General features: G+C 66.7%; 30 protein-coding genes. 16 read left to right on the top strand and 14 right to left on the bottom strand.

The window, feature by feature from the left end:
• Nucleotides 1–10 precede the first annotated feature (10 nt).
• Nucleotides 11–397 carry a hypothetical protein gene (locus ACH2CY_RS04930; RefSeq protein ID WP_395016597.1) on the bottom strand — a complete coding sequence of 129 codons (387 nt, stop codon included), beginning with the start codon at nt 395–397 and terminating at the stop codon, nt 11–13.
• Nucleotides 398–559: 162 nt separating this feature from the next.
• On the opposite strand from ACH2CY_RS04930, the gene ACH2CY_RS04935 reads away from it, so the two are divergent.
• On the top strand, nt 560–1,387 hold the full coding sequence (locus tag ACH2CY_RS04935; protein ID WP_395016599.1) for a transglycosylase SLT domain-containing protein: 828 nt from the start codon (nt 560–562) through the stop codon (nt 1,385–1,387).
• A 13-nt stretch (nt 1,388–1,400) separates the two neighbouring features.
• Here the strand turns inward: ACH2CY_RS04935 and ACH2CY_RS04940 are convergent, their stop codons facing one another.
• Both ACH2CY_RS04940 and ACH2CY_RS04945 read right to left on the bottom strand, forming a co-directional pair.
• Nucleotides 1,401–2,261 carry a sigma-70 family RNA polymerase sigma factor gene (locus ACH2CY_RS04940; protein WP_395016602.1) on the bottom strand — a complete coding sequence of 287 codons (861 nt, stop codon included), beginning with the start codon at nt 2,259–2,261 and terminating at the stop codon, nt 1,401–1,403.
• Nucleotides 2,258–2,731, bottom strand: a complete 474-nt coding sequence (locus ACH2CY_RS04945) for a carboxymuconolactone decarboxylase family protein (RefSeq protein ID WP_395016605.1) — start codon at nt 2,729–2,731, stop codon at nt 2,258–2,260. Before ACH2CY_RS04945 ends, ACH2CY_RS04940 begins: the two co-directional genes overlap by 4 nt.
• A gap of 86 nt (nt 2,732–2,817) precedes the next feature.
• Between ACH2CY_RS04945 and ACH2CY_RS04950 the strand changes: the two genes are divergently transcribed.
• Nucleotides 2,818–3,300, top strand: coding sequence for a GFA family protein (locus ACH2CY_RS04950; RefSeq protein ID WP_395016606.1), 483 nt, complete (start codon nt 2,818–2,820; stop codon nt 3,298–3,300).
• A gap of 6 nt (nt 3,301–3,306) precedes the next feature.
• Here the strand turns inward: ACH2CY_RS04950 and ACH2CY_RS04955 are convergent, their stop codons facing one another.
• Both ACH2CY_RS04955 and ACH2CY_RS04960 read right to left on the bottom strand, forming a co-directional pair.
• Nucleotides 3,307–4,212, bottom strand: coding sequence for an alpha/beta fold hydrolase (locus tag ACH2CY_RS04955; RefSeq protein WP_395016608.1), 906 nt, complete (start codon nt 4,210–4,212; stop codon nt 3,307–3,309).
• Complete coding sequence (locus tag ACH2CY_RS04960; RefSeq protein WP_395016609.1) at nt 4,209–4,808, bottom strand: J domain-containing protein; 600 nt, start codon at nt 4,806–4,808, stop codon at nt 4,209–4,211. The genes ACH2CY_RS04955 and ACH2CY_RS04960 overlap by 4 nt, the downstream gene beginning before the upstream one ends.
• A gap of 180 nt (nt 4,809–4,988) precedes the next feature.
• On the opposite strand from ACH2CY_RS04960, the gene ACH2CY_RS04965 reads away from it, so the two are divergent.
• Both ACH2CY_RS04965 and ACH2CY_RS04970 read left to right on the top strand, forming a co-directional pair.
• The gene (locus tag ACH2CY_RS04965) at nt 4,989–5,270 is read left to right on the top strand and encodes a BolA family protein (RefSeq protein WP_395016612.1); all 282 of its coding nucleotides are present in this window, start codon (nt 4,989–4,991) and stop codon (nt 5,268–5,270) included.
• A 218-nt stretch (nt 5,271–5,488) separates the two neighbouring features.
• Complete coding sequence (locus ACH2CY_RS04970; protein WP_395017149.1) at nt 5,489–5,746, top strand: ribbon-helix-helix domain-containing protein; 258 nt, start codon at nt 5,489–5,491, stop codon at nt 5,744–5,746.
• A 4-nt stretch (nt 5,747–5,750) separates the two neighbouring features.
• On the opposite strand, the gene ACH2CY_RS04975 is transcribed toward ACH2CY_RS04970, so the two are convergent.
• Genes ACH2CY_RS04975 through ACH2CY_RS04990 form a run of 4 tightly spaced genes read right to left on the bottom strand, consistent with a single transcriptional unit; the run spans nt 5,751 to nt 9,425 of the window.
• Complete coding sequence (locus ACH2CY_RS04975; RefSeq protein ID WP_395016614.1) at nt 5,751–6,329, bottom strand: DUF2889 domain-containing protein; 579 nt, start codon at nt 6,327–6,329, stop codon at nt 5,751–5,753.
• Nucleotides 6,326–7,720, bottom strand: a complete 1,395-nt coding sequence (locus tag ACH2CY_RS04980) for an HlyC/CorC family transporter (protein ID WP_395016615.1) — start codon at nt 7,718–7,720, stop codon at nt 6,326–6,328. Before ACH2CY_RS04980 ends, ACH2CY_RS04975 begins: the two co-directional genes overlap by 4 nt.
• A gap of 26 nt (nt 7,721–7,746) precedes the next feature.
• Nucleotides 7,747–8,871: a 3-dehydroquinate synthase gene (gene aroB / locus ACH2CY_RS04985; RefSeq protein WP_395016616.1), complete on the bottom strand. Its 1,125-nt coding sequence runs from the start codon at nt 8,869–8,871 to the stop codon at nt 7,747–7,749.
• A complete protein-coding gene (locus tag ACH2CY_RS04990; protein ID WP_395016619.1) occupies nt 8,868–9,425 on the bottom strand; it encodes a shikimate kinase in 558 nt (185 codons plus the stop codon). The genes aroB and ACH2CY_RS04990 overlap by 4 nt, the downstream gene beginning before the upstream one ends.
• 161 nt (nt 9,426–9,586) lie before the next feature.
• Between ACH2CY_RS04990 and ACH2CY_RS04995 the strand changes: the two genes are divergently transcribed.
• The 11 genes from ACH2CY_RS04995 (at nt 9,587) to ACH2CY_RS05045 (ending at nt 19,521) form a co-directional block, all read left to right on the top strand.
• Nucleotides 9,587–9,730 (top strand): hypothetical protein, encoded by a 144-nt coding sequence (locus ACH2CY_RS04995; RefSeq protein WP_395016623.1) that lies wholly within the window; start codon nt 9,587–9,589, stop codon nt 9,728–9,730.
• Nucleotides 9,708–11,558, top strand: coding sequence for a hypothetical protein (locus ACH2CY_RS05000; RefSeq protein ID WP_395016625.1), 1,851 nt, complete (start codon nt 9,708–9,710; stop codon nt 11,556–11,558). The genes ACH2CY_RS04995 and ACH2CY_RS05000 overlap by 23 nt, the downstream gene beginning before the upstream one ends.
• Before the next feature lie 2 nt (nt 11,559–11,560).
• On the top strand, nt 11,561–12,517 hold the full coding sequence (gene xerD / locus ACH2CY_RS05005) for a site-specific tyrosine recombinase XerD (protein ID WP_395016628.1): 957 nt from the start codon (nt 11,561–11,563) through the stop codon (nt 12,515–12,517).
• Between the two features lie 132 nt (nt 12,518–12,649).
• Nucleotides 12,650–13,630 carry an HpcH/HpaI aldolase/citrate lyase family protein gene (locus ACH2CY_RS05010; RefSeq protein WP_395016630.1) on the top strand — a complete coding sequence of 327 codons (981 nt, stop codon included), beginning with the start codon at nt 12,650–12,652 and terminating at the stop codon, nt 13,628–13,630.
• Between the two features lie 32 nt (nt 13,631–13,662).
• Entirely contained in the window at nt 13,663–14,622 is a 960-nt protein-coding gene (locus ACH2CY_RS05015; protein ID WP_395016632.1) for an acetyl-CoA carboxylase carboxyltransferase subunit alpha, read from the top strand.
• Between the two features lie 124 nt (nt 14,623–14,746).
• On the top strand, nt 14,747–15,403 hold the full coding sequence (locus ACH2CY_RS05020) for a hypothetical protein (RefSeq protein ID WP_395016635.1): 657 nt from the start codon (nt 14,747–14,749) through the stop codon (nt 15,401–15,403).
• Between the two features lie 108 nt (nt 15,404–15,511).
• Nucleotides 15,512–16,090 (top strand): RNA polymerase sigma factor, encoded by a 579-nt coding sequence (locus tag ACH2CY_RS05025; RefSeq protein ID WP_395016637.1) that lies wholly within the window; start codon nt 15,512–15,514, stop codon nt 16,088–16,090.
• Nucleotides 16,087–16,440 carry a hypothetical protein gene (locus tag ACH2CY_RS05030; protein WP_395016639.1) on the top strand — a complete coding sequence of 118 codons (354 nt, stop codon included), beginning with the start codon at nt 16,087–16,089 and terminating at the stop codon, nt 16,438–16,440. The genes ACH2CY_RS05025 and ACH2CY_RS05030 overlap by 4 nt, the downstream gene beginning before the upstream one ends.
• Complete coding sequence (locus ACH2CY_RS05035) at nt 16,437–16,952, top strand: periplasmic heavy metal sensor (RefSeq protein WP_395016641.1); 516 nt, start codon at nt 16,437–16,439, stop codon at nt 16,950–16,952. The genes ACH2CY_RS05030 and ACH2CY_RS05035 overlap by 4 nt, the downstream gene beginning before the upstream one ends.
• A 23-nt stretch (nt 16,953–16,975) precedes the next feature.
• The gene (locus ACH2CY_RS05040) at nt 16,976–18,325 is read left to right on the top strand and encodes a DUF1800 family protein (RefSeq protein WP_395016643.1); all 1,350 of its coding nucleotides are present in this window, start codon (nt 16,976–16,978) and stop codon (nt 18,323–18,325) included.
• Nucleotides 18,326–18,327: 2 nt separating this feature from the next.
• Nucleotides 18,328–19,521 carry a DUF1501 domain-containing protein gene (locus tag ACH2CY_RS05045; protein ID WP_395016646.1) on the top strand — a complete coding sequence of 398 codons (1,194 nt, stop codon included), beginning with the start codon at nt 18,328–18,330 and terminating at the stop codon, nt 19,519–19,521.
• A 137-nt stretch (nt 19,522–19,658) separates the two neighbouring features.
• Here the strand turns inward: ACH2CY_RS05045 and ACH2CY_RS05050 are convergent, their stop codons facing one another.
• Both ACH2CY_RS05050 and ACH2CY_RS05055 read right to left on the bottom strand, forming a co-directional pair.
• A complete protein-coding gene (locus ACH2CY_RS05050; protein WP_395016647.1) occupies nt 19,659–20,282 on the bottom strand; it encodes a response regulator in 624 nt (207 codons plus the stop codon).
• Nucleotides 20,275–21,660, bottom strand: a complete 1,386-nt coding sequence (locus ACH2CY_RS05055) for a histidine kinase (protein WP_395016648.1) — start codon at nt 21,658–21,660, stop codon at nt 20,275–20,277. Before ACH2CY_RS05055 ends, ACH2CY_RS05050 begins: the two co-directional genes overlap by 8 nt.
• Nucleotides 21,661–21,865: 205 nt before the next feature.
• Here ACH2CY_RS05055 and ACH2CY_RS05060 point away from each other — a divergent pair, with 205 nt between their 5' ends.
• Nucleotides 21,866–22,819 carry a YVTN family beta-propeller repeat protein gene (locus ACH2CY_RS05060; RefSeq protein ID WP_395016650.1) on the top strand — a complete coding sequence of 318 codons (954 nt, stop codon included), beginning with the start codon at nt 21,866–21,868 and terminating at the stop codon, nt 22,817–22,819.
• A gap of 100 nt (nt 22,820–22,919) precedes the next feature.
• Here the strand turns inward: ACH2CY_RS05060 and ACH2CY_RS05065 are convergent, their stop codons facing one another.
• The 3 genes from ACH2CY_RS05065 to ACH2CY_RS05075 all read right to left on the bottom strand — a co-directional run bounded on the left by ACH2CY_RS05065 (nt 22,920) and on the right by ACH2CY_RS05075 (nt 25,857).
• Complete coding sequence (locus tag ACH2CY_RS05065; protein ID WP_395016653.1) at nt 22,920–23,609, bottom strand: hypothetical protein; 690 nt, start codon at nt 23,607–23,609, stop codon at nt 22,920–22,922.
• A gap of 36 nt (nt 23,610–23,645) precedes the next feature.
• Nucleotides 23,646–25,010, bottom strand: a complete 1,365-nt coding sequence (locus tag ACH2CY_RS05070; RefSeq protein ID WP_395016655.1) for a glutamate--cysteine ligase — start codon at nt 25,008–25,010, stop codon at nt 23,646–23,648.
• Nucleotides 25,011–25,101: 91 nt separating this feature from the next.
• Nucleotides 25,102–25,857 (bottom strand): 16S rRNA (uracil(1498)-N(3))-methyltransferase, encoded by a 756-nt coding sequence (locus ACH2CY_RS05075; protein WP_395016658.1) that lies wholly within the window; start codon nt 25,855–25,857, stop codon nt 25,102–25,104.
• Between the last annotated feature and the right edge of the window lie 8 nt (nt 25,858–25,865).

Consider the following 25,865-nt stretch of genomic DNA (forward strand, 5'->3'; position numbering starts at 1 on the left):
TGAGATACGCCTATTGGGCGATCTCGTAGGGAACGACGATCTTGTCCTGGTGCGCGAAGACTAGGCAGTCGCGGCCGCCGTTGCGGGTCGAGCATTCGTTGATCGCCGCCTGCGGGGTGAGCGAGCCCACTTCGCAATAGGTGTCGGGGCAGCCGGTCAGCCCCCAGCCGCTGCCGTCGGTGGTGACGGCGAAGTAGCCGTTGCCGACCGGACCGGAATAGCTCTTCGGCATCAGCCAGTGCTTGTAGTTGATGAAGGCGTCCCAGACGCCCTTCTTGATGACGACCTTCTGGCCGCTCGCCACCTGGGCGACGGGCGCGTCCTTCTTGCCGGAGGAGCCGCAGGCGACCAGGAGCACGGACAGTGCGGCCACCGTGGCGAGCGCGATCGATCTCATGACGTGTAATCCCCTTGACTGAAATCGGTAGGCTTTCATACACGGCAATCGCCTGAAAAGCGATTCCCCTGATTTCGCAGCGGTGTGAGGATTCGGATCGGACGGCGCTGCCGGCCGGGCGGACGATTGGACAAGCCGGCCCGGCCATGGCATTGGAGGGAAATGGGGTCTCGGACCATCATCGGCCTGATCTTCGGCGGCGCCCTGTTCGCCGCCGCAGCGGCATCGCCGGCCTCGGCCGATGACAGCGACCTTTGCCTGGACGCCATTGCCCTGCAGGAAACTCAATACGGCATGCCGGCCGGTCTCTTGAAGGCGATCGCCCGCGTCGAATCCAGCGGCAGCCCCTATGGCGATATTTCCAAGCCCTGGCCCTGGACCCTCAATGTCGGCGGCACGGGCCATTACTACCCGGACAAGGAAGCCGCACTGACCGCGCTCACCGCCTACAAGGCCGAGAGCGACGTCAACATCGATGTCGGCTGCATGCAGATCAGCCTGCGGCATCACCCGAATGCGTTCCCGGACCTCGCGACCGCGCTCGACCCGGCGTCGAACGTCGCCTATGGCGCGCTGTTCCTCGCGGCCCTGCACGACAAGTCGGGCGACTGGATGATCGCCGCCGGGAACTACCACTCCAGCACGCCCGGCTTCGGGGACACCTATCGCGGCCTGGTGCAGGTGGCGATGACCGGCGGGCGTCTCTCGTCGCACAGCGTCAACGTGGTGCGGGCGACCATGCCGGACGGGCCGGCGATCATCAACATCAGCCAGGTCGGCGGCGAATTGGTGATCCGCCGCTTGACCACGATGGGCCAGCCGATCGAGGGCAGCGAGGCCGCGGCCGCCGGCTACGGCGCCGGCTGCAGCCATAGGCAGAACCAGCCGGCGATGAGCGCCGGCCAGGGCGTGCGCGTCTGGTCCGGCGTCTGCAAGGATGAGCCGGACGCCGGCAGCGCCGGCAACCGGATCACGATCGTCCAGCCCTGAGCCGCCGCGGCCCTTAGTGCAGGTGCCGGAGCTTGTCGGGGTTTCGCACCACATAAATTGCGACGATCTTGCCGTCCTCGATCTCCAGCGCGGTGGTCTGCAACTCGCCGTCGGCCTCGCGCGTGACGAAGCCGGGCAGGCCGTTGATGAATCCCGCGCGCAGCAATGTCGAGCCCTTCTCCCGGAACAAGGCGGCGAGGCGCTCCTGCACTTTCATGACCGCGTCGAAACCGAGGATCGGCGCGAGCGCCGCTGCACGCTTGCCGCCGCCATCGGCATAGATGCCGATGTCGTCGGCCAGCATCGCGCCCAAGGCCTGCATGTCGCCGCTGCGCGAGGCGGCGAAGAAGGCCTCGGCCAGCGCGATGCCGCGCTGCTTGTCCACCTGGTACCGCGGGCGGGCCTCGCGGACATGGGTGCGCGCCCTTGCGGCGAGCTGGCGGCAGGCCGCGGGATCGCGCTGGACGGTTTTCGCGACTTCCTCGAAGCCGAGGCCGAACACGTCGTGCAGCAGGAAGGCGGCGCGCTCACGCGGCGAAAGCCGCTCCAAGGCTAGCATCAGCGGCAAGGTAACGTCTTCCTCCACCTCCGCCTCGACGACAGGTTCGGGCAGCCAGGGGCCGATATAGGTCTCGCGCTGCGCCCGCGCGGATTTCATCTGGTCGAGGCAGAGCCGCGTCACCACCCGGCGCAGGAATGCCTCGGGCTCCAGCACCGCGCCGCGGTCGGCCTTCATCCAGCGGATGAAGGCCTCTTGCAGGATATCCTCGGCATCGGCGACGGAGCCGAGCATGCGGTAGGCGACGCGCTGCAGCTTCGGCCGCAGCGCGTCGAACTCCGTCGCATCGGCATCGTCGGAACGGGCCGGCGTCATGCGGCGGCGGCCTTGAGGCTGGCCTTCACCGCCTCGGGCTCGATCCAGAGCCCGAAGCCGACCGCGAGGCGGTTCCAGCCGTTGATGATGTTGATCATCAGCGTGAGCTTGACCTGCTCCTCCTCGCTGAACTGCGCCTTCAAGGCTGCATAGGCGCTCTCCTGGGCATGGCCTTCCGAGAGCTTGGTCAGCGCCTCGGTCCAGGCCAATGCCGCCCGCTCGCGTTCGCTGTAGCAGGGTGCTTCCCGCCAGGCCGGCAGCAGGTTGATGCGCTGCTCGGTCTCGCCCTTCTCGCGGGCGAACACCGTGTGCATGTTGAGGCAGTTGGCGCAGCCGTTGATCTGCGAGGCGCGGATCTCCACCAGGTGGACCAGCGCGGGGTCCAGGCTGCCGGCAATGGCGATCGACGCGGCCTGCCACTTTTTCATCGATTCGGGCGCGGCGGCGAATGGATTAAGCTTCGGTGTCATGGTCGTCTCCATGTTGCTACAAACACCATGACGAGCGAGGCACCCCGGGATGTGACATCGGGGCCGATTCTTTTTCGGAGGGGCCCATGGCCGAGACCAACCTATCGGGATCATGTTTCTGCGGTGCGGTCCGCTATCGGCTGACGCGGCCGCCCATGTTCGTCAATTGCTGCCATTGCCGCGACTGCCAGAAGCAGACCGGCGGCGCCTTCGCCATCAATGCCCTGATCGAGCGGAGCTGCATCGAGCTCGACGACGGATCGCAGGAGCCGCTGCGCATAACGATGCCGACCGAATCCGGGCGGCCGCACGACATCTATCGCTGCGCCAAGTGCCAGACCGCGCTGTGGAGCGATTACGGCCGCCGCGGCGTGATGGTCTTCGTCCGCGTTTCAACGCTCGACCAGGCTCATAACATCGTCCCCGATGCGCATATCTTCACGCGGTCCAAGGCTCCCTGGGTCGTCCTGCCGCCGGGCGCCCGCAGCTTCGACGTCTACTACGACATGAAGAAGGAATGGCCGAAGGAGAGCCTGGCGCGCCGCGCCGCCATCCTTGGTGCCGGATGAGCGGCGCTATTTCGACTTCGCCGCCAGCTCCAGGACCGCGTCGACCATCTTCTGCGGCGCCTCGCGGGGAAAGAAGTGGCCGGCGACCGGCACGACCTCGCGGCGATAGAAGCCGGTGAAATAGGGCGCGTGCTGCGCGGAGGTCTCGGGCACATCCACTTCGTCCGCGGCGCCATGCAGCACGACCGTCGGCACCGTGATCCTGGGGCTCAAGGCCAGGCGCCGCTCGATGTCTTCGTAAGCCGGATCGCTGGGCGCCGCCTGGTAGCGGTGGCGATAGGAGTGGATGACGATATCGACATAGTCGGGATTGTCGAAGGCGGCGCCGGTCGCGGCATAGGTCGCGTCGTCGAAGGCCCAGTTCGGCGACCACATCTTCCAGAGCAGCCGGCAGATGTCGTGGCGGTTGGCGGCGAGGCCGGCGACGCCGCGCGCGGTGTTGAAATACCACTGATACCAGAAGCGCCATTCCTGGTCGGCCGGTTCCGGCTTCACGTTCCCGGCGATGTTCTGGATGTTGTAGCCACCGACCGAGACCAGGCCGCGGGCCCGCTCCGGCCAGAGCGCCGCGGTGACGCAGGCGGCGCGGCCGCCCCAATCGTAGCCGGCGAGGAAGGCGCGATCGATGCCGAGCGCATCCATCAGCTCCTTCAAGTCGCTGCCGATGGCACCCTGCTGCCCCGAGCGCATCGTGTTCGGCGAGAGAAACCGGGTCGGCCCATAACCGCGCAAGTAGGGGACGATGACGCGATAGCCCAGCGCCGCCAGCGGCGCGGCGACGCCATCCCAGGTGCGCACGTCGTCGGGAAAGCCGTGCATCAGGAAGACCGGCGTGCCGTCGGCCGGCCCGCTTTCTTCATAGGCGATTTCGAGAACCGAGGTGCGGGCGCGCCGCAAAGTCGCGCTCGTCATGCTTCGGCCGCGGCGGCCTTCAAGGTGCCATAGGCCTGGTTGACCAGCTTCAGCTGTTCTTCGGCACTGGTATCGCCGCCGTTCGCATCGGGATGCAGCCGCTTCACCAGCGACTTGTAGCGGGCGCGGACCTCGGCCCAGGTCACCGGCGGCGAGAGCTCGAGCACGGCCAAGGCCGCCTCTTCCTTGCTGGCGACCCTCTGCTTTTGCCGGCGGCGCTCCTGCTCGGCGCGGTTCTTCGCGGCGTTCATGCGCGCGTTGACCGCCTCGCGCACGTCGTCCGGCATGAATTCCGTCTCGTCCATGGCGGCGAAGCGGCGTGCGGCGGCGCTGGTGCCCCATTGGCCGAGCGGCCAGGTCGGGCGCTGCCAGACCGTGTCGAAGCGCACTTGCTTCTCGATCTGATCGGTGTTCATGCCCGCGTAGAAATCCCAGGACTTGTTGTATTCGCGTACGTGATCCAGGCAGAACCAGAGATATTGGTTCAACTGGTCCGGCGATTTCGGCGCGCGATACAGCCCTTCGGCCTCACATCCGGCATGGTGGCAGCGCATCGACTGCGGCGGCGGATCGGGTATGTGATAGCGTTTGGCCATTGTTCCAGTATGGCGGAGTGGGGCGCACCGGTGCAAGCTGAGGCCCCATGCCGCGCCTGCATCGCTGCCGTCCGTGATTAGCCCCAGGTCGGGATTGTCTCTCGTGATCATGCAGATATGGTGACAATATCCGACCGGACAAGTTTGCGCCTGGGCAGGCAGGCGCGTGGGAGTGTGAATATGGGTGGTGCGGTGAAGGCGCGGATCGAAAGCAAGCTGAAGGCGGCCTTTGCGCCCGACGCGCTGGATGTGGAGGACCAGACCAATCAGCACCATGGTCACGCCGGCTGGCGCGAGAGCGGCGAGACGCATTTTCGGGTCGCGATCCGCAGCGCGCAGTTCTTGGGCCGCAGCCGGGTCGAACGGCAGCGCGCGATCTACCAGGTACTCTCGGAGGAACTGGCCGGACCGGTGCATGCCTTGGCGATTTCGGCCAGTGCGCCGGGCGAAGCGGAAGCCTGAACAATACCCGAAATTGGGCAGGGCCAAACTCCGGGGCAATGTTTCCTAACTTACTAGGATTGAAGCGAAAAACTCTACAACCCGGTTGACTTAATACTGAATAACATCTAGCGATAAGCGTACTCGATTTGAGTAGGGACGGCGTCGGCGCTGGTGGGATGACCAGGGCCGGTGAAATCGGGGTCGGAAGAAAAATGGCAAAACGGCCGAAGGCGGCAATGATTGCCCGCAACGTGACAGTGGCGGGCAGGCGAACCAGTCTGCGTATGGAACCCGAGATGTGGGATGCGCTGCAGGAAGCGGCCGCCCGCGAAGGGTTGAACCTGCACGACTTCTGTACCGGCGTCGCGAAGAAGCGCGGCGGCTACAGCATGACGGCGGCGATCCGCGTGCACCTGCTGAACTACTTCCGCGATGCTTCGACCGAGGCCGGCCATCGTGCCGCCGGCCACGGCAAAGCGAAGGCCAAGCGCTGAGCGATCAGTCTTTCGGCTGATAGAAATCCGGCCAGCTCTGCTTCACCACCTCGCTGTCCGCGGCGAGCGCGTGACAGGTGTCGATGAAGGCCGGCCGCTTCTTCCTGACGCCGCTGCTGTCGCCAGGCGCCGTTGCGGGTTGCGCGCGCCGCCGCCGTTGCTGCTCGCCATAGATGGTCTGGAACGCCACCGTCGCCAGCGCGCGCAACAGCTCGACATGATGGGTACAGCCTTGCACGCCGCCGAACTTCTCCTTCAGCAGCGCGCTCCAGCCGCGGCCGATCCGGGCACCCTTCAATGACGCGAAGACCGGCGTGATCGCCGGGCAGATCTCGAACGGCCCGGCGGCGGTCTCGGCATTCACCTCGAGGATCTGGAACTCCTCGTCGAGGGTGACGCGGATCCGCATGTCGTGCAGCGGCTCGTCGGCCTGGATCTCGCCGCGAAAATCGTTCGGAAAGGCATAGGTCTTCCGGTCGGTCATCCGGCCTTCGATGTCATAATGGCCGTCGGCGCGCCGATAGCCCTCGAAAGCGAAGTCGCGCTTGTGCAGCAGCTCTAGCCCTGCGGAATCCTCCGTCACGCCGCGGCTCCGGTCGTGCCGCCGCCGCCGGACTTCTTCGGCTGGATCTTCACGGTCACGGTCGTGTTCGGCGCGGATGCGGGCGCCGCGGTCGGCGTCGCGTCCGCCGTCGCGCCTTCCGCCTTAGGCTCGGTGGCCGGCGGCGTCAGCTTCACCCGGGTGATCTGGTTGCGGCGGCGATCGAGGATCTCGAAGCGGAAGCCGTAGAAGACGAAGACCTGCCCGACCATAGGGATGCGCCGCGCCTCGTACATGACCAGCCCGGCGATGGTCGAGGCATGCTCGTCCGGCAATTGCCAGCCGAACTCGCGGTTGAGGTCGCGCAGGGTCACGGTCCCGTCCATCACGTAGGACCCGTCGGCCTCGGCGGTGACGCCGCTGACCTTGATGTCGTGCTCGTCGGAAATGTCGCCGACGATCTCCTCGAGGATGTCCTCGAGGGTGACGATGCCCATCAGCGCGCCGTATTCATCGACCACGATGGCGAAATGCTCGTGGCGCGCCCGGAAGGCTTCGAGCTGGGCCAGCAGATCGGTGCTGTCGGGAATGAACCAGGGCTTACCGGCCAGCGCGACCACGTCGAGCTCGTCGAGCTTCCACTGATTGGCATGCATCGCGCGCAGCAGAGCCTTGGCATGCAGCACGCCGACGATGTTGTCGGGGTCGCCGCGATAGACCGGGATGCGGGTATGCGGGCTGCTCAGCGCCTGGTTCACGATCTCCTCGACCGGCAGGTCGGCGTCCAGCATGGTCATGTTGCGGCGATGGACCATGATGTCGGAGACCGGCACGTCGTCGAGGTCGAGGATCGAGTGCAGCATCTGCCCGGTATCCTGGATCTCCTCGGCCGAGCCGGCATGCAGCTCGATCGCGCCCCGGAGCTCCTCGATGCGCTCGGCGGCGCCGGGCTCGTTGACGATCTTCAGGCCGAACAGACGCAGGAAGCCGCTGCAGATCAGCTGCGTCACGTGGGTGACGGGATAGGTCAACGTGACGAAGAACTGCACCAGGGGCGCCACGGCCAGCGAGAAGCGATCGGCGTTGTTGATGGCGAAGGTCTTCGGCAGCACTTCGGCGAAGATGAACAGAAAGGCGGTGGCGACGCCGGCGGCGATCAGCGGCATGGCGCCCCGCTCGCCGAACTCGGCGCTCAGGAACGCGGTCATCAGCGCGGCGGTCGCGGCGTTGACGAAGGTGTTGCCCAGCAGTACGGTCGCGATCACCTTCTCCATCTTCTCGTGGAGCTTGGCTACCCGCATCGCCCGTTTGTTGCCCTGGCTGATCAAGGCCTGCATGCGGGCGCGGGAGACGGCCGTGACCGCGGTCTCGGATCCGGAGAAGAATCCGGAGCAGACCAGCAGCAATATCAGGCCGATGGCGTAGACAATCATGGCGTCATCCATTCATTGAGAACAGATCAGGCGGCGATGGCGGTTTCGAGCAGGGCCGAAATTTCATCGAGCTCGGCATGGGCCGGGAAGAAGGCCCGGCCGATGCCGTGCGCGAGAACGAAGGCGATGCGCCCGTCCTGCACCTTCTTGTCGCGGCCCATATGGCGGATCAGGCGCTCGGCCTGCCAGTCGCGGCCGTCGATCCAGTTGGGCGAGGTCGGCAGCCCGACGCTGGCCAGATGCCGCTGCACCCGCGCCGCGTCTTCCAGCGAGCAAAGGCCCAGCCGGGCCGAAAGATCGAAGGCCATGACCAAGCCGATCGCCACCGCCTCGCCGTGCAGCAGCTCGTCGGAATAGCCGCATTCGGCTTCCAGCGCATGGCCGAAGGTATGGCCGAGATTGAGCAGGGCGCGCGCATCCTGCTCACGCTCGTCGGCGGCGACCACGCGCGCCTTGTTCTTGCAGCTCTCCAGCACCGCGTGGCGCAAGGGTCCGTCGGCGCGCTCGATCACATCGACGCCGTTGCTCTCGAGCCAGCTCCAGAAGGCGGGATCGTTGATCAGGCCGTATTTCGCGACCTCGGCATAGCCGGCCAGCATCTGGCGGCGCGGCAGGGTGTCGAGCGTCGCGGTGTCGGCCAGGACCAGGCGCGGCTGGTGAAAGGCGCCGACCAGGTTCTTGCCCTGGGGCGTGTCGATGCCGGTCTTGCCGCCGACCGAGGAATCGACCTGGGCCAGCAGAGTGGTCGGGATCTGCACGAAGTCGATGCCGCGCAAGGCGACCGCTGCCGCAAAGCCGGTCAGGTCGCCGATGACCCCGCCGCCCAAAGCCACCAGAGTGGTACGCCGCTCGATGCCGAGCTCCAGCAGCTGCGTGAGCAGGCTCTCCAACCCGGCGAAGCTCTTGGTCTGCTCGCCGGCTTCCAGCACGATGCTGTCGATGGCGATGCCGGCGGCCTGGACCGAACGCTCCAGGCTCTCGAGATGGTGCCGCGCCACGTTGCTGTCGGTGACCGCGACGACGCGCTTCTGCTTCAGATGCGGCAGCATCAGCGAACCCGCATCCGCGATCAGGCCGCGGCCGATCAGGATCTCGTAGCTCCGCTTGCCGAGGTCGACGCTCAGCCGGTCGATCTTAGGTCGGTCGCTCATTCCGCTGCGTCCGAATGCAGATAGGCATCGAGCGCGTCGAGCACGCGGTCCATGGTCATCTCGGGCGGGCCATCGGCGCTGTCGACCGTGACATCGGCCTCGGCATAGACCGGATAGCGGATGTCCATGAGCTCGGTCAGCTTGGCGCGCTGGTCGACATTCTTCAGCAGCGGCCGGTCGTTGCGGCGGCCGACCCGCTTCAAGAGCTGCTCCAGCTCGGCGCGCAGCCAGATCGAGATCGACTTGTCCTTGATCAGCGCCCGGGTCTGCGGGTCCATGAAGGCGCCGCCGCCGGTCGCCATGACATGAACCGGGTTGTTGAGGAGACGCGCGATCACCCTTCGCTCGCCGTCGCGGAAGGCCTGCTCGCCATGCACCTCGAAGATGTCGGAGATGCTGCAGCCGGCGGCGGCTTCGATCTCGCGGTCGGCATCGACGAAGGGCAGCCCGAAATGCTGCGCCAGCCGCTTGCCGATGCAGCTCTTGCCGGCACCCATCAGCCCGACCAGGACGATGGTGCGGTCGAGATTGCCGCCGGGACTCACTCTGCTCATCCGTATCCGCCGTAGCTTCGCTGGAAACGCCGATCCGGCCCGTTCACCCGGGCGTGATCGAAAACGAGACTAGCATAGAGAACAAGCCCTATGGCAAGTTACCCGGCACCGCAGCCGGCCCGCGCCGGCAAAATGAAGCATTTCTTTTCAAGAACTTGGGCATGAATCGGATCATCCTCGGAGTCGTGGTCATCGTCGTGGTCCTGCTGGCGGGCGGGGTGGTCTTCCTCGGCACCTATCAGCAGCCGCCGGCCACTTCCAAGATGGAAGTCCAGGTCCCGAATGACCGGCTCACGCTGCAATGACCAGGCCCCGCGGCGGTCAGCCGTTCTGAGACCGGCCGTCTTCGCCGCGCTCGCGCTGTTGGCCGCCGCCAGCGGCGCCGCCTTCGAGACCGCCTGGGCCTTGTCCCCGCCGACCGAGCTCGGACCCTCCGCGCCGTCCACCAACAATCCGTCGCCGCCGGGCGGATCGGGCTCCTCGATCGATGCCCAGCCGCTGCCGGCGCCGACCGAGGTCCAGCCGCTCCCGCCGCCGGATGCGACCGGGCAAGAGCCTGGTGCGGCCCTGCCAGGTGCGACCTTGCCGGGTGCGGCTTCGCCGCCGCCAACCGCCGCCGTGCCGCTGCCGTCGATCGGTACCGACCTCGGACCCAATCTCTGGCTGGGCTCCGAAACCTCGCGGCTGATGTCGTTGATCTCGCAATTGCCGGCGCCGGTCACCGTGCCGGGGCCGCGCGATCTGCAACTCCGATTGCTGACCAGTTCGGCGGCACCGGCGGGCGCCGCCCCCGGCACCGATCCGCTGCTGGCCTTCAAGGCCGATCGGCTGAACGCCATGGGTTTTTCCGAACGGGCGATGGGCATGACCAGCGCCGCGGCGAATCTGCCGCCGGCCGATCCGCAGCAGGCGGTCGAGCAGGCGCTCGGCGCCGGCGATTCCGGCACCGCTTGCGCCACGGTCGATGGCGAGCTTGCCAAGATGGCGACGCCGGATCTGTTCTGGCGAAAGGCGCTGATCTACTGCCAGCTCGCGCGCCAGCAGACCGACCAGGCCTCGCTTGGCCTCGACCTGCTGCGCGAGATGCCGAACCAGGATGCGGCGACCAGCAACTTCGTCGCGGTCGCCTCGGTGGTGACCGGGGACGCGAAGCCGAAGTCGGTGAAGAAGATCGCCAGCGCCGATCCGCTGCTGGTCGCGACCCTGCAGCTCGCGGGACTGCCCGCGCCGGCCAAGGCGGCGGCCGTGGCGCCGAAGCCGAGCGGCCTCGCCGCCGCGGTTCTCACGTCGCGCGACGGCGCGCAGCCGCTGCCCAATCGCATCGAGGCCGCTGAACGCGCCTTCGCCGCCGGCCTCGTTCCGATCGAGGAGCTGATTGCGCTCTATCAACAGGCGCCGGCAGCCACCGGCGATCCGGTGGCGTCGCTGGCGGGTGCCGATACGCCGATGACGCGCGCCGCCCTCTACAAGGCCGCTGCTTCGGCTTCGACACCCGACGTGCGGGCGCGGCTGATCGGCGCGGGCTTGCAGCGCGGCCGGCTGCGCGGCGATTTCTTCACGCAGGTCGCGCTCTACACGCCCTTTGCGCAGCAGGTGCAGCCGGCGCGCAACCTCGCCTGGTTCGCGCCGGAAGCGGCGCGGCTGATGTTCCTCGCCGGCAACGACGATCGCGGCGCCTTCTGGCTGAACCTGGTGGAATCCGCGCCGGGCAATCCCGATCTCGCGCGCCAAGCGCCGGGCTTGCGCCTGCTGGGACGTCTGGCGCGCGGCAAGGGCGGCATCGTCGGCGACCAGGATCCGGTCGCGGCCTGGGCGACGTCCAGCGGCGCCGGGCAGGACAAGGCGGCGCAGGTCTACGCGCTCTTCGCCGGCCTCGGCCAGAAGATCGGCGGCTGGACCGGCTACACGCCGATCACCCAGAGCGGCAGCGTCGCAGCGCAGATCAACCAGGCCGCCATGTCGGGGCGGCGCGGCGAGACCTTGCTGCTCTCGCTGATCGCCTTCGGCGGCGACCGGCTCGCCGCCACCGATCCTGCGGCGCTGACCGCGGCGCTCGGCGGGTTGAACTCGGTCGGGCTCGGCAAGGAAGCGCATGACATCGCGCTCCAGGCCGCGGTGCTGATCGGCCTCTGACAATGGCCGAAACACCCTCAAGCGACACGCTGATCGAACGCTTCCTCGAGATGCTGAGCGCGGAACGCAACGCCGCCGCCAACACGGAAGCCGCCTATCGCCGCGATCTCGAAGATGCGGCCGCGTTCATGGCGTCGCGCAAGATCTCGCTCGGCGACACCGCCACGGCGGATCTCTCGGCTTACCTCGCGGCGCTGAAGAAGCGCGGTTTTGCCGCACGCAGCAGCGCGCGGCGACTCTCGGCGCTGCGGCAGTTCTTCAAATTCCTGGTCGCCGAGGAAGTGCGCGGCGACGATCCTTCCGCCGCGCTCGACGGGCCGAAGCTCGGCCGGCCCTTGCCGAAGCTGCTCGACGAAGACGAGATGGCGCGCCTCATCGAAGTCTGCGCCGCCCTGGACGGGCCGAGCGGCGCGCGGCTGAAGGCGCTGGTCGAGCTTTCCTATGCCAGCGGCTTGCGCGTCTCCGAGCTGGTCGGCATGCCCCTGGCCGCGGTCTTGCGCGAGCAGCCGGTGCTGATCGTGCGCGGCAAGGGCTCGAAGGAGCGCATGGTGCCCTTGAACGCACCGGCCCGCGCCGCGCTCACCGCCTATCTCGAGCAGCGCCAGGCCTTCCTGCCGAAAGGCCCCGATGGCAAGCCTGCGGTTTCGCCGCATCTCTTCCCTTCGCGCGGCCAGGAAGGGCATCTTACGCGCCAGCGCTTCGGGCAGTTGCTGAAGGATCTCGCCCTTAAGGCGAACATCGATCCGGAGCGCATTTCGCCCCACGTGCTGCGCCACGCTTTCGCGACCCATCTTCTCGACCACGGTGCTGACCTCAGGAGCCTGCAGAAGATGCTGGGCCATGCCGATATCGCGACGACGCAGATCTACACCCATGTCGCCGGCAAGCGCCTGGCCGAGCTGGTCGAGGCGCATCATCCTTTGGCGGCAAGCGCCCGGCGTAAGAAAGCCGAGCATTGACCCAAGGCCACGCATTGACCCCAGGATTGACAGCGCCCTGGATACCCGCCACAAACCCCGGAGCCGAGCCCCCGCGGCATCTTCCAGCATTCATTAGGAAAGAGTCCGCAAGGGACTAGGAGCAGGGCCAGGATGAGCTTCAAGATCGTCGACCAGGCACCGGCGCGCCTCAACCGCAGCGAATTGGCGGTGCCCGGCAGCCAGCCGCAACTCTTTGAAAAGGCCGCCAAATCGGCGGCGGATGTGATTTTCCTCGACCTCGAGGATGCAGTCGCCCCGGACGATAAGCCGCAGGCCCGGAAGAACGTCATCGCGGCGCTCCGTGATATCGACTGGGGAGCCAAGGTGATGTCGGTCCGGATCAACGGGCTCGACACCCATTTCATGTATCGCGATGTGGTCGACGTCATCGAGCAGGGCGGCGAGCGCCTCGACCTGATCATGATCCCGAAGGTCGGCACCGCGGCCGATGTCTATGCGACCGACATGCTGGTCACGCAATGCGAGGCCGCGGTCGGCCGCAAGAAGAAGATCGGCTTCGAGATGATCATCGAGACCGCGCTCGGCATGCAGAACGTGCACGAGATCGCGGCCGCCTCGAAGCGCAACGAGAGTCTCCACTTCGGCGTCGCCGACTACGCGGCCTCGACCAAGGCGCGCACCACCAATATCGGCGGCGCCAACCCGAACTATGCCGTGCTCACCGACAAGGACGAGTCGGGTGAGCGCGACGTGCATTGGGGCGACATGTGGCATTATGCCGTCGCCCGCATGGTGGTCGCGGCGCGCGCCAACGGTCTGCGGCCGATCGACGGTCCGTTCGGCGATTTCTCCGATCCCGACGGCTACAAGGCCGGCGGCAACCGCGCCGGCGTGCTCGGCTGCGAGGGCAAGTGGGCGATCCATCCGTCGCAGGTGGCGCTCGCCAACGAGCTCTTCACGCCCTCCGATGCCGAGGTGAACAAGGCGCACCGGATCCTCGAGGCGATGGCCCAGGCCCAGAAAGACGGCAAGGGCGCGGTCTCGCTCGACGGGCGCCTGATCGATCTCGCTTCGATCCGGCAGGCGGAAGTCCTGGTCGCCAAGGCCAGGCAGATCGCCGCCGCCGCTTAAACTTCTGAACGGACCCAATCTAGAAGACGGGCATGGCCACTTTCCTCGACTTTGAAAAACCGATCGCCGAGCTTGAAGGCAAGATCGCCGAGTTGAAGCATCTTGCCCAAGGCGACGAGGTCAACATCGCCGAGGAAGTGGCGAAGCTCCAGGCCAAGGTCGAGAAGCTCACCAAGCAGACCTATGCCAAGCTGACGCCCTGGCAGAAGACCCTGGTCGCGCGGCATCTCGATCGGCCGCATTTCGGTGACTATGTCGCCGGTCTCGTCACCGACTATGTGCCGCTGGCCGGCGACCGCGCCTTCGCCGACGACAAGGCGATCATGGGCGGGATCGGCCGCTTCAGGGGCAGGCCGGTCGCGGTCATTGGCCATGAGAAGGGCAACGACACTTCCGGCCGCGTCCGCCACAGCTTCGGCATGGCCAAGCCCGAAGGCTATCGCAAGGCCATCCGCCTGATGGAACTCGCCGACCGCTTCAAGCTGCCGGTGATCACCCTGGTCGACACGCCGGGTGCCCATCCCGGCATCGAAGCAGAATCCCGCGGCCAGGCCGAGGCGATCGCGCGCGGCATCGAGACTTGCCTGAAGATCGGGGTGCCGCTGGTCTCGGCGATCATCGGCGAAGGCGGATCCGGCGGTGCCATTGCGCTCGCCGCCGGCAATCACGTGATCATGCTGGAGCATTCGGTCTACTCGGTGATCTCGCCGGAAGGCTGCGCCTCCATTCTCTGGCGCAGCGGCGATCAGAAAGAGGTCGCGGCTGAAGCCTTGAAATTGACCGCGGAAGACTTGAAGCAGCTCGGCATCATCGACGAGATCGTGGCCGAGCCCCTGGGCGGCGCGCACCGTGCCAAGCAGGAGACGATCGAGCGCCTGGGTGACTCGCTCGCCGCGGCGCTCGGGCGCTTCGACAACATGGACGGCGACACCGTCCGCCGCGAGCGCCGCGAGAAGTTCCTGGCCATGGGCCGCGGCGGCCTCGCGGCCTAGGTCGCTTCGCCGCACCCCACACCCCAACGAAATTCGTGATCGGAATCCGGCCGCAGGGATTCTTTTCAGCTGTCGTACTACTTGCATCGGGGCCGCAATGGAGCCCCCGGCACAAGGAAATACGATGAATATCAAGCGTTTAGCCCTGCTGACTGTTGCCGCGACCACGCTCGCCACGGCGGCTTTCGCCGACGGTGGGAAGGGTCCGGGCGGCTTCCTGAAGTCCGCCGACCTCAACAAGGACGGCGTGATCGACCAGACCGAGTTCCAGCAGAGCCGCGACAAGTGGTTCGCCGATCTCGACACCAGCAAGGACGGCTACGTCAGCGCGGACGAGCTCAAGGCCTTCGGCGACAAGATGCACGCCGAATGGGCGAAGAAGCACGGCGACCAGGCCGACAAGCCGGACGCGAACAAGAAGCACGGCGACTTCTCGCAGCGCATCCTGGAGCGCGTCGATGCCGACAAGGACGGCAAGATTTCCAAGGCCGAGTTCGACGCCGAGGGTTCGAAGATGTTCGGGAAGCTCGACGAGAACAGCGACGGCAAGATCGCCGAGAGTGAGATGCCGCAGCGTCACTGGGCGAAGTTCGGCGGCAGGATGTTCGACCGCATGGACGCGGACAACGACGGCAAGGTGACCAAGGCCGAGTTCCAGGCCGCCGGCGAGCAGATGTTCCAGCGGATGGACAAGAACGGCGACGGCATCATCGAGAAGGACGAGATGCAGAAGCCGCAGGGCGATATGCCGCCGGCCGACGATCAGGCGCCGACTCCGTAAGCTTGCGGTCGCTGGGAGTTGATGAAGCTTGACGTGCGCGATGGCGGGTGCTCGGGTCATAATCGGAGTCATGCAGTGTTCGACAATTCTGTTGCAGTGATGCCGAGAATGGATCTGGCCGAGCGCCCGCCGCGCGAGTTCACGGCGGAAAACAACGACGACGGCTTGCTCTCGCAGATTGCCGAGGGCGACCGCCGCGCGTTTTCGCAGCTGATGGACCGCCATATCGACCGCGCCTTCGCGCTGGCCCGTCGCGTACTCGGCAACAAGAGCGACGCCGAGGACGTGGTCCAGGATGCGTTCCTGAAGGTCTGGCAGAAGGCGGGGCAATGGCAGCCCGGCCGCGCGCAGTTCTCGACCTGGCTCTACCGCGTCGTGGTGAACCGCTGCCTCGACCTGAAGCGCAAGCCCGTCAACGCCGCGCTCGACAACGTGGCCGAGCAGAGCGACGACCGGCCGGACGCCTACGAGGACATCGAAACGCGGCAGCGCAACGCGAAGATCCAGGCGGCGGTGGCCGACCTGCCGGAGCGGCAGCGGACGGCGATCGCCTTGAGCTACACCGCCGGGATGAGCAATGCCCAGGCGGCGGAGACGATGGAAATATCGGTGAAAGCATTCGAATCGCTCCTGGTACGGGCGAAGCGCGAGCTGCGGGGGCGGCTCGCCGGGGATGGAGAGGAATGACCATGCGAATGGATGAAGAGAAATTCGAGGCCGAACTCCGGGCTGCAATGGCGCCCGAGCCGGCCAGCCTCGCCTTGCGCCAGCGCATCCTGGTGCAGGCGACCCAGGAGAATCTCGCGCCGAAGCGCAGCGGCTGGTTCGCGGCCTTGGACCCGCGCGGCTGGCGCCTGCTGGAGCTGAGCTCGCTGGCCGCGGTGGCTTCGCTGGCGATCGGCATCTTCATGGGTGCCAGCGGCCTGGTGCCTGACAGCAGCACGACGACGAGCGTCGCCGCCACCGACAGCGGCAGCACGGTGGACCTGGTGGCACTTGCCTACGACGACAGCGGCCTTTCCGGAGACCTGCAATGACGATCTCCGGCTCGAAGGCGAAGTGGCTGATCGGCGTCGCCGCCGTCTCGCTTTGCGTCAACCTGTTCGGGGTTGGGCTCATCGCCGGCCATCGGATCTATGGCCCGGGCTTCTTCGGCCCCGGCGGTCCCGACGGACCGCGCCGCGGCATGGAAGCGATGATCGCCGGCGTGCCGGAGGATCTCCGGCCGATGATCAAAGAGAAGTTCGAGGCCGCGAAGCCGCAGTTCCAGGCGCAGCGCAAAGAGATCAAGGCCGCGCGCGACAAGCTGGCGGCGGCCGCGGAAGCCGATCCCTTCGATCCCGCCGCGTTCGACCAGGCCTTCGGCGATTTCCAGCAGGCGATGAGCGGCATGGGCAGCATCGCGCACCAGACCATTCGCGAGATCCTGCCGCAGATCCCGGCCGAGCAGCGCAAGCAGCTGGTCGAGAAGTGGTCGAAGCGCTGGGGTTCCAAGAGCGGCGACGGTCCCGACGGGCCGCCGTCGCCGCCGGGTGATGCGCCGGAGTGATCGTCTAGCCACGAGGTCGTCCGATGACCGCCGCACTGCTCGCCGCCAACCGCTTCGGACTGGGTGCCCGGCCCGGCGAGCTCAAGGCGATCGTCGGTGACCCGCGCGGCTGGCTGAAAGCGCAGCTCGATCCCGGCCACGCCGTGCCGGCGCCGATCGCTGCACTCCCCGGGACCGAAGCGCGGCTCGCGACCCTGCCGACCCTGATGGGGGATCCCGCCGAGGTGCAGAAGAAGCTCGCGCAGGCGGTGCTCAAGGCCGCGCGCGATCAGCTTCCGCAGGACAGCGCCGCGCGTCTGCAGGCGGCGATCACCGCGCAGACCCCGCTGGTCGAGCGGCTGACCGCCTTCTGGTCCAACCATTTCACCGTCTCCGGCGCGCGGCCGGTCGCCGCCGGGCTGATCGGGCCCTATGAGGTCGAGGCGATCCGGCCGCATCTCTTCGGCCGCTTCGTCGATCTCTTGAAGGCGGCGACTTTGCATCCCGCGATGCTGCTCTATCTCGACAACGCGATCTCGATCGGCCCAAACTCGCGCGCCGGGCAGCGCCGCGACAAGGGCTTGAACGAGAACCTCGCCCGCGAGCTGATGGAGCTGCACACGCTCGGCGTCGATGGCGGCTACAGCCAGGCCGACGTGACCGAGCTGGCGAAGGTCCTGACCGGCTGGACCATCCGCCGGCCCAACCAGCCGCAGCGCGCCATCGCCGCGACCCGCGGCAGCGCCGTCTTCATCCCGGCGATCCACGAACCGGGCGAGAAGTCGCTGCTCGGCCGGACCTATCGCGACACCGCCGAGAACGAAGCCGACGCGGCGCTGGAGGATCTCGCGCGCCACCCGGCGACCGCGCGCTTCATCGCGACCAAGCTGGCGCGGCATTTCATCGCCGATGCACCGCCGCCGGAAGCGGTGGCGGCCCTGGCGGACACCTTCGCGAAGACCGACGGCGATCTCACCGCGGTCTACGCGCGCCTCATCGACCTCGACGCGGCCTGGAGCGGGGAGGGCAAATACCGCTCGCCCTATGACTGGGTGGTCGCGATCTTTCGCGCCTTCGCCGCCGATACGCCGGATCGCGCCAGCCGCGCGGTGCAGGCGCTGAACCAGCTCGGCCAGCGGCTCTATTTCGCCCCTTCGCCGGCCGGTTGGCCGGATGATTCCTCCTCTTGGCTCGCACCGGAATCCCTGCTGGCGCGGGTCGACTACGCCGAAGCCGTCGGGCGCAGCAAGAGCGAGAGCGATCCTCTGCAGCTCGCCGACCAGAGCGTCGGCGCATCGCTCTCGACGGAATCGAAGCTCTCGATCCAGCGTGCGCCGAGCCGGAGCGATGCGGTGGCGCTGCTGCTGGTCAGTCCCGAGTTCTTGCGGAGGTAATGATGCTGAACCGCCGCCACTTGCTCTCCTTGACCGGCTCGCTCGCGGTGTTGGGCGCGTTGCCGGCGCGGCTGGCACTGGCCGATGCGCCGACCGACGCGCGTTTCGTGCTGGCGATCCAGCGTGGCGCGATGGACGGCCTGCACGCGGTGCCGCCCTATGCCGATCCGCATTACAAAGCGCTGCGAGGCAATCTGGCGCTGGCCGACGACGGCGGCGCGAAAGGCCTGCTCGATCTCGACGGCAAGTTCGGCCTGCACCCGAAGCTCGCTGCGTTGAAATCCTGGTACGACCAAGGCGAGATGCTGGTCGTGCATGCGGTGGCGACGCCCTATCGAGAGCGCTCGCATTTCGACGGCCAGGACTTGCTGGAGAACGGCAGCGCGCAACCGCATGCCGGCAATTCCGGCTGGCTGAACCGCGCGATTGGCTTGATGGGCGGCGACGACCGTCGCCTCGGCCTCGCCTTGGGTCCTGAAGTGCCGCTTGCTCTGCGCGGCGAGACGGCGGTTGCCTCCTGGGCACCGGACAAGCTGCCTTCGGCGGCGCCGGATTTCCTCAACCTGGTGCAGGCGATGTATGCCAAGCAGCCGGCTTTGCAGACCGTGCTGCGCCAGGCGATCGATGCCGACCGGTTGGCGCAGGCCGCGGTCGGCAGCACCGCCGGCATGGCTTCCTTCCGCCCCGGCAACGCGGCGCGCATCCTCGCGGAATCCGGCGGCAAGCTGCTGGCGCAGCCCAACGGCCCGCGCATCGCTGTGCTGGAATTGCAGGGCTGGGACACACATACCAATCAGAACGGCCGCATGGCCCAGGCGCTGGCGCAGATGAATGATGCGCTGGCGGCGCTGAAGCAGTCGCTCGGCCCGGTCTGGGCGAAGACCGTGGTGATGACCGCGACCGAGTTCGGCCGCACCGCGCGCCCCAACGGCAGCAACGGGACCGACCACGGCACGGCGACCGCGCTCTTCCTGGCCGGCGGCGCCGTCGCCGGCAAGCGCGTGATCGCCAACTGGCCGGGCCTGGATTCGGGGCGGCTCTACCAGGACCGCGACCTCGCCCCGACCACGGATTTCCGCAGCGTCGCCAAGGCGGTGCTGCAGGCGCATCTGGGACTGCCGCCGGAGGCCCTCGACCGCGTGGTGTTTCCGCAAAGCGCCGCCGCAAAGCCGATGGCGGACCTGCTGCGCAGCTGACGCGACAATCTTCACGCGGCACCCCCACCCAACCCTCCCCCAAAGATGGGGGAGGGCTTTGCGCCGCGCTTGCTTCTCCCTCCCCCGACTTCGGGGGAGGGTTGGGTGGGGGTGCCGCAGCCGCGATGCGAGCCGGCCTAAGCCGACTTCCGCTCGACCGCGAATTTCACCAGCGCCGCGCTGGTGCGGATCCTGAGCTTGCTCTTCAGCAGCGCCGCGGCATTGGCGACGGTCTTATAGGTGACGCCAAGCTCGCCGGCGATCTCCGCCAGGCTCTTGCCGTCGCCCAAGCCGTCGAGGATCGCCTTGTCGCGCTCGCCGAGCTCGGGCGTGTCCGGCTGCAGCCGGGTCATCGCCAGCGCCTGGGCCACGTTCTGGCCGAGATAGGTTTCGCCCGCCAGCACCTTGTCGATCGCGGCCAGGATCGCCGTCGGGTCGTCGTTCTTGGTGACGTAGCCCTTGGCGCCCTTGGCCATCGCGCGCGAGACGCGGCCGGAATCGCCATACATGCTGAGGATGATGATGCGCGCGGCGGCATTGTCGGCACTGAGCTGCGGCATCAGGTCGAGCCCGTTCCCATCCGGCAGATCGAGATCGAGCAGGACCACGCCCGGCCGATGCCGCTGGTTGAGCGCGAGCCCCGCCTGGCCACGCTCGGCTTCCAGCAGCTCGAAGCTCTTGCGCTGGGCCAGCAGCCGCCGCACGCCGGCGCGGATCAGCGGATGGTCCTCGATCAGAAGGATGCGCGTCAGCTCAGGCATGCGCCACCGCGAAGGCCGGCGTGCCGCGCTGTTGCGCGTCCGCCGGCGGCGCCAGCCAGGGAATGACCGCTTCAATGAGCGTGCCGCCGTCGGCGCCGTTCCCGACCGAGAGATTTCCGCCCAGCCGGCGCACCCGCTCGCCCATGCCGAGCAGGCCGAAGCCCATGCGGAAATCCGCCGGCAATCCGGCGCCGTCGTCGCGGATCGAGACAATGAGATCGCCGGCCTGCAGCGCCAGAGAGACCTCGACGGTCTCCGCCCGGGCATGGCGAAGCGCGTTGACCAGGCCTTCCTGCACCATGCGATAGACGGTGAGCGTGGCTTCTTCGCCGGCCCCGTCGATCTCCTCCTCGATGTTCAAGAGCCAGGTGACCCCGCGATGCCGCTCGGCCCAGGCATCGATCAGGTCGCCGATCGATTCGCTCAGCCTTGCATGTGCCAATGAGCCCGGGCGCAGCCGGTCCAGCATCCGGTAGTTCTGCTTCTGGATGTCGTCGATCATGCCGGACATGGTCGCGCTGTGCTGGCGGATCGCCTTGGGATCGCCGGTGTCGCGGATCAGGGCGAGCTCGGTGCGGATGCCGAACAGGGTCGCGCCGAAATCGTCGTGCAGCTCGCGGGCGATCTCGCGCCGCTCGGATTCCTGCACCGCGATCAGCTTGCCGATCAGCAACCGGTTGTCGCGCTGCGCCCGGTCGAGCGACTGCGCCAGGGCGTTGAACTTCTCGCCGATCCGCTGCAGCTCGGAGACGCGGAAGCGGCCGACCGGCGCGAACTCGCCGCGGCCGAGGCGATCGATGCCGAAGCTCAGCGCCTGAATCGGCCGCGCCACCAGCTGCGCGGTCCAGAGCAAGGCGATGAGGATCAGCAGCGAGGCGCCGGCCAGCAGGCCGACCAGGAACACGAGCTCCGACCAGACCTCGCCGATCTCGTCCAGGGGATTGCCGACCACGATCACCTCGCCGCGCCGGGCGCCCTGGATGGTGACCGGATAGGTCTCGACCGGCCGGTCGCTCTCGAAGAGATCGACGAACCAGTCCGGCGCCTCGATGCGCGGCGGCTCGGCGTGCAGCAGCGGCGGCGCGCCGCTGACGTCGGCGCTCGGCAGATAGACAAACTGCACATGCCGCACATTGGCGAGATTGCCCATCAGGTGCCGGATCTCGGCATCGGGATTCGGCGTGTTGCCGATGGTGCGCAGCGAATAGGCGACCAGCACGCGGCCGGTCTGCATGCCGGAGCGCGTCTCTTCGGCGATGCGCTCGCCCGCGCCCGAGAGCAGGATCGTCACGGCGAAGATGAGCATCGCCGGCAGGATCAGCAGCGGGATCAGGATCAGGCGCGCGCGGATCGATTGCAGTCGGGCGAGGCTTCGCATCTTGTCCGTCCTCGAATGATGTCGGCCGAGAGTAGAACGCCGCAGCGCCGAAGGCCTCGGGAAAAAGTCCCGAAGCGGCCGGGACTAATGGAATTTGCGCCACGCGCTGTGCGCCGCTCATAGTGACTCGCACCGATGGATCGCGGGTTGAACGCGAAATCCACCTTTAGGATGAGGGGGTTGGGCGATGCGCGCAGGATGGATGATGAGCGGCTTGGTGGCGGCGGCCTGGGCAATGATGCCGGGTTCCGCTTCGGCTTTCACGGCCTATGTCTCGAACGAGAAGGGCAACACGGTCAGCGTCATCGACCTCGACAAGCTGGAGGTGACCGCGACCGTCGAGGTGGGCGAGCGCCCGCGCGGCATCACCATGAGCAAGGACGGCAAGCACGTCTATATCTGCACCAGCGACGCCGACCATATCGAGGTGCTCGACACCGAGACGCTGAAGGTGCTGCACACCTTGCCGAGCGGCCCGGACCCCGAGCTCTTCGTGCTCTCGCCCGACGGCAAGACCCTGTTCGTCGCCAACGAGGACAACAACATGGTGACGGTGCTCGACGTCGAGGCGGGCGACGTCGCCGGCGAGATCGCGGTCGGCACCGAGCCCGAGGGCATGGCGGTCAGCCCGGACGGCAAATGGATGGTGAACACCTCCGAGACCACCAGCATGGCGCATTTCATCGACACCGCCACGCTCGAGGTGAAGGACAATGTGCTGGTCGACACAAGGCCGCGCTTCGCCGCCTTCACCCCGGACGGATCGAAGGTCTGGGTCTCGTCCGAGGTCGGCGGCACGGTCGCGGTGATCGACAGCGCCACCCGCAAGATCCTGAAGAAGATCGAGTTCGCGGTGCAGGGTGTGCGCAAGGAGACCTTGCAGCCGGTCGGCATCTCGCTGACCCCCGACGCCAAGACCGCCTTCATCGCGCTCGGGCCGGCCAACCGCATCGCCGTGGTCGACATGGAGAGCTACGAAGTGAAGGACTACCTGCTGGTCGGCCAAAGAGTCTGGCAACTCGCGCTCACCCCCGACGGCAAGACTCTCCTGAGCGCCAACGGCGAATCCAACGACGTCTCGGTGATCGACGTCGCGTCATTGAAGGTCCTGAAGTCGATCCCGGTCGGCGAGCTCCCCTGGGGCATCGCGATCAAGTAGCCGTTTCCCGGATGACCATTCACGAGTGAGCTTACAAGATCGGGGGCCGTCCACATATGGATGGTCCGCCTTCTACGAACGGGAGCTGTTTCAATCCCGTCTATTCGCTCCCAATCGACTGATATTCAGTTTCCGCGACGCGTCGTGGCGTTAGCATGATCTCAAGAGTTCCGTTCGGCCCGGGCGCTACGTAAAACTCACCCTCCAGCGGACTCCGAGAATAGCTGGCGCAAATCAGGAAGAAGGCTGGGTTGTTGCTCCATCGATCGAACTTGCACATCGGTCTATGAATCTGCCCGACGATCCGGAAGCTACCGTCGATCTGATCGATCATTAGGATGTCGCCGGTGCCCTCCCCGGAAGTCGGTCCGATTCCATTGTCCACAATGGCCCAGGCACGCCTATCCGGTGCCGCCTCGGGCAGAGTTTTGAGTGTAATCGTGCTTCCAGAGTTGATGTCGATCAGTTCGTACTGAATCCACTCGTGCTGGAACTTTTCAACAAGAAGTACTTGGCGCTGTGGATCGAAATCCCGAGCAAAATACCGGGTACAGTTATCGTAGTCGTTTATTTCGCAGCCACTGCGGTTGTCTTCGAAGACGCGCTGTCCGCCGCTTCTGAATCTGACAACGAGCTTCTGCTTTTGCCGTTCACCGATTGCGGGAAATGTGTCCAAGAGCTTCCGCTCGCGGGCGAGCGCGACATCAGGGTCATAGGCATACGCGCTCTTCGCCGCGCCGGCAAAGCTCGCCAGCAAGACCAGTAAGCAGAGTTTTCGCCGAATGCACATTTCGAACCCGCTGGAGAGCCGGGCTCGAATTATCCCCTAATACGCGAACTCCGCATAGACCGGATCGACCGAGCCGTTCCATTTGCCGTGGAACAGCTTCAGCTTCTCCTGGGCCGGGCATTCGCCGGAATCGGCGATGGTCTGCAGCACGTTCAGGAACCCGCTCTCGTCGGAACCGGCGAGGTCGCCGGACTTGCGGGCGTTGAGGCCCGCGCGGGCGATCTTCAGCACTTCCAGCGAGAGATCCTTCACCGTGCCCTTGCCGAACTTGGCTTTGAGCGCTTGTTTCGGCACCGCGGCCTTCAAGTTCGCGCGGTCTTCCGCGGTCCAGTTCTTCACCAGGTCCCAGGCGGCATCGAGCGCGGTCTGGTCGTAGAGCAGCCCGACGAAGAGCGCGGGCAGGGCGCAGAGCCGGTCCCAGGGGCCGCCGTCGGCGCCGCGCATCTCCAGGAACTTCTTGAGGCGCACTTCCGGGAAGGCCGTGGTCGCGTGATCCGACCAGTCGGCGGTGGTCGGGGTCTCGCCGGGCAATGCCGGCAGCTTGCCGTTCAGGAAATCGCGGAACGACTGGCCGCTGGCATCGATGTACTGGCCGTTGCGATAGACGAAATACATCGGCACATCGAGCAGGTAATCGGCATAGCGCTCGAAGCCCATGCCGTCCTCGAAGGCGAAGGGCAGCGGCCCGGTACGGCCGGGATCGGTGTCGGTCCAGATATGGGCGCGATAGCTCATGAAGCCGTTCGGCTTGCCTTCGGTGAAGGGCGAATCCGCGAACAAGGCAGTCGCGACCGGCTGCAGGGCGAGCGAGACGCGCAGCTTCTTCACCATGTCGGCTTCGCCGGAGAAATCGAGATTGACCTGCACCGTGCAGGTGCGGGTCATCATGTCGATGCCAAGCTTGCCCACCTTCGGCATGTAGTTGCGCATGATCTGGTAGCGGTTGCGCGGCATCCAGGGCGTGTCTTCGCGCGGCCATTTCGGGCGGAAGCCCATGCCGAGGAAGCCGACGCCGAGCTCCGCGCCGATCGCCTTCACCTGGCTGAGATGGTTGCCCACCTCGGCGCAGGTCTGGTGGATCGACTGCACCGGCGCGCCCGACAATTCGAACTGCCCGCCGGGCTCGAGGCTGACGTTGCAGCCGTCCTTGGTGAGGGCGATGACCTTGCCGTTCTCCTCGATCGCCTCCCAGCCGAAGCGGGTGAGGCCGGTCAGGATCGCGCCGATGCCGTTCGGGCCCTCATAGGGGATCGGTTTCAGGGTCTTGGCGTCGAAGACGAACTTCTCGTGCTCGGTGCCGATGCGCCAGGCGGATTTCGGCTTCGAGCCCGACGAGAAATACTCGACCAGCTGGGCTTTGGACGTGATGGGCTCGCCCTGTGACTTCGGTGGTGCCGACAAGCCGTACTCCCCAGGAAAATCCTGTTTGGAAAAATTCTAACAGGCAAGCCGCCGGAACCGGTGCCTGCCGAACCCCCGCTGCCGGGGCGCCCTACGGCCTGGGCGGCCGTTTCGCGCCGTCGCCGAGGATCGCCTGAAAGGCCGACAAGGCCGCCAAAGCAGCCGTCTCGGCGCGCAAAATGCGAGGCCCCAGCCCGACGGGCGTAACAAAGGGCAGTTTCTTCAGCCGGTCAAGCTCATCGTCCTGAAATCCTCCCTCAGGACCAATCAGGACAGCGTACTTGTGAGGTAATCTCACATCGGATGTTAGGGCGGATAACGCCTGGCCGATGGGAGCCGCATCTCCCGCTTCGGCGCAGACCAGGAGATGCCGGTCCTTGGGCCAGCCGGTGCGCAGGGCTTCCAGGCTGATCGGCTCCAGGACCTCGGGCACGGTCAGCCGCTCGGATTGCTCGGCGGCCTCGGTCGCGACCGTGGTCAGGCGGCTCTGGTTGATCCGGTTGCTGGCGCTGTGCTGGGTCAGGACCGGCTGGAAGCGCGCGACGCCGAGCTCAGTGCCCTTCTCGACCAGGAAATCCACCGCATCCTTCTTCAGGGGCGCGAAGCAGAGCCAGAGGTCGGGCTCGGAATCCTGGGCGCGGGTCTGCTCCACGGCCTCCAGGGTGAGCCGTCGCTTCTGGGCCTCGGCGATGCGGCCGCGGTATTCGCCGTCGCGGCCGTTGAACAGCAGCACCGGATCGCCGCTGCCCCGGCGCAGCACGTTGACGAGATAATGCGCGGCGCGCTCGTCGGCCTGGAACCGCGCGTTCTTCTGCAGGTGCTCCGCGACATAGAGTCTCGGAATCATCGTTGTTG

It is taken from the genome of Dongia sp. (assembly GCF_041905885.1).
In the GTDB taxonomy this organism is placed as follows: Bacteria; Pseudomonadota; Alphaproteobacteria; order Dongiales; family Dongiaceae; genus Dongia.

Excerpts from the sequence above, each read along its gene's own strand:
- ACH2CY_RS05045 (WP_395016646.1), top strand. The coding sequence starts at position 18,328 with ATGCTGAACCGCCGCCACTTGCTCTCCTTGACCGGCTCGCTCGCGGTG.
- aroB (WP_395016616.1), bottom strand. The coding sequence starts at position 8,871 with ATGAGCGACCGACCTAAGATCGACCGGCTGAGCGTCGACCTCGGCAAG.
- ACH2CY_RS05030 (WP_395016639.1), top strand. The coding sequence starts at position 16,087 with ATGACCATGCGAATGGATGAAGAGAAATTCGAGGCCGAACTCCGGGCT.
- ACH2CY_RS05035 (WP_395016641.1), top strand. The coding sequence starts at position 16,437 with ATGACGATCTCCGGCTCGAAGGCGAAGTGGCTGATCGGCGTCGCCGCC.
- ACH2CY_RS04960 (WP_395016609.1), bottom strand. The coding sequence starts at position 4,808 with ATGGCCAAACGCTATCACATACCCGATCCGCCGCCGCAGTCGATGCGC.
- ACH2CY_RS04945 (WP_395016605.1), bottom strand. The coding sequence starts at position 2,731 with ATGACACCGAAGCTTAATCCATTCGCCGCCGCGCCCGAATCGATGAAA.
- ACH2CY_RS05055 (WP_395016648.1), bottom strand. The coding sequence starts at position 21,660 with ATGCGAAGCCTCGCCCGACTGCAATCGATCCGCGCGCGCCTGATCCTG.
- ACH2CY_RS05025 (WP_395016637.1), top strand. The coding sequence starts at position 15,512 with ATGGATCTGGCCGAGCGCCCGCCGCGCGAGTTCACGGCGGAAAACAAC.
- ACH2CY_RS04955 (WP_395016608.1), bottom strand. The coding sequence starts at position 4,212 with ATGACGAGCGCGACTTTGCGGCGCGCCCGCACCTCGGTTCTCGAAATC.
- ACH2CY_RS05015 (WP_395016632.1), top strand. The coding sequence starts at position 13,663 with ATGGCCACTTTCCTCGACTTTGAAAAACCGATCGCCGAGCTTGAAGGC.
- ACH2CY_RS04935 (WP_395016599.1), top strand. The coding sequence starts at position 560 with ATGGGGTCTCGGACCATCATCGGCCTGATCTTCGGCGGCGCCCTGTTC.
- ACH2CY_RS04995 (WP_395016623.1), top strand. The coding sequence starts at position 9,587 with ATGAATCGGATCATCCTCGGAGTCGTGGTCATCGTCGTGGTCCTGCTG.
- ACH2CY_RS05010 (WP_395016630.1), top strand. The coding sequence starts at position 12,650 with ATGAGCTTCAAGATCGTCGACCAGGCACCGGCGCGCCTCAACCGCAGC.
- xerD (WP_395016628.1), top strand. The coding sequence starts at position 11,561 with ATGGCCGAAACACCCTCAAGCGACACGCTGATCGAACGCTTCCTCGAG.
- ACH2CY_RS04940 (WP_395016602.1), bottom strand. The coding sequence starts at position 2,261 with ATGACGCCGGCCCGTTCCGACGATGCCGATGCGACGGAGTTCGACGCG.
- ACH2CY_RS04980 (WP_395016615.1), bottom strand. The coding sequence starts at position 7,720 with ATGATTGTCTACGCCATCGGCCTGATATTGCTGCTGGTCTGCTCCGGA.
- ACH2CY_RS04970 (WP_395017149.1), top strand. The coding sequence starts at position 5,489 with ATGATTGCCCGCAACGTGACAGTGGCGGGCAGGCGAACCAGTCTGCGT.
- ACH2CY_RS05000 (WP_395016625.1), top strand. The coding sequence starts at position 9,708 with ATGACCGGCTCACGCTGCAATGACCAGGCCCCGCGGCGGTCAGCCGTT.
- ACH2CY_RS04965 (WP_395016612.1), top strand. The coding sequence starts at position 4,989 with ATGGGTGGTGCGGTGAAGGCGCGGATCGAAAGCAAGCTGAAGGCGGCC.
- ACH2CY_RS04990 (WP_395016619.1), bottom strand. The coding sequence starts at position 9,425 with ATGAGCAGAGTGAGTCCCGGCGGCAATCTCGACCGCACCATCGTCCTG.
- ACH2CY_RS05075 (WP_395016658.1), bottom strand. The coding sequence starts at position 25,857 with ATGATTCCGAGACTCTATGTCGCGGAGCACCTGCAGAAGAACGCGCGG.
- ACH2CY_RS05065 (WP_395016653.1), bottom strand. The coding sequence starts at position 23,609 with ATGTGCATTCGGCGAAAACTCTGCTTACTGGTCTTGCTGGCGAGCTTT.
- ACH2CY_RS05050 (WP_395016647.1), bottom strand. The coding sequence starts at position 20,282 with ATGCCTGAGCTGACGCGCATCCTTCTGATCGAGGACCATCCGCTGATC.
- ACH2CY_RS04930 (WP_395016597.1), bottom strand. The coding sequence starts at position 397 with ATGAGATCGATCGCGCTCGCCACGGTGGCCGCACTGTCCGTGCTCCTG.
- ACH2CY_RS05040 (WP_395016643.1), top strand. The coding sequence starts at position 16,976 with ATGACCGCCGCACTGCTCGCCGCCAACCGCTTCGGACTGGGTGCCCGG.
- ACH2CY_RS04950 (WP_395016606.1), top strand. The coding sequence starts at position 2,818 with ATGGCCGAGACCAACCTATCGGGATCATGTTTCTGCGGTGCGGTCCGC.
- ACH2CY_RS05020 (WP_395016635.1), top strand. The coding sequence starts at position 14,747 with ATGAATATCAAGCGTTTAGCCCTGCTGACTGTTGCCGCGACCACGCTC.
- ACH2CY_RS05060 (WP_395016650.1), top strand. The coding sequence starts at position 21,866 with ATGAGCGGCTTGGTGGCGGCGGCCTGGGCAATGATGCCGGGTTCCGCT.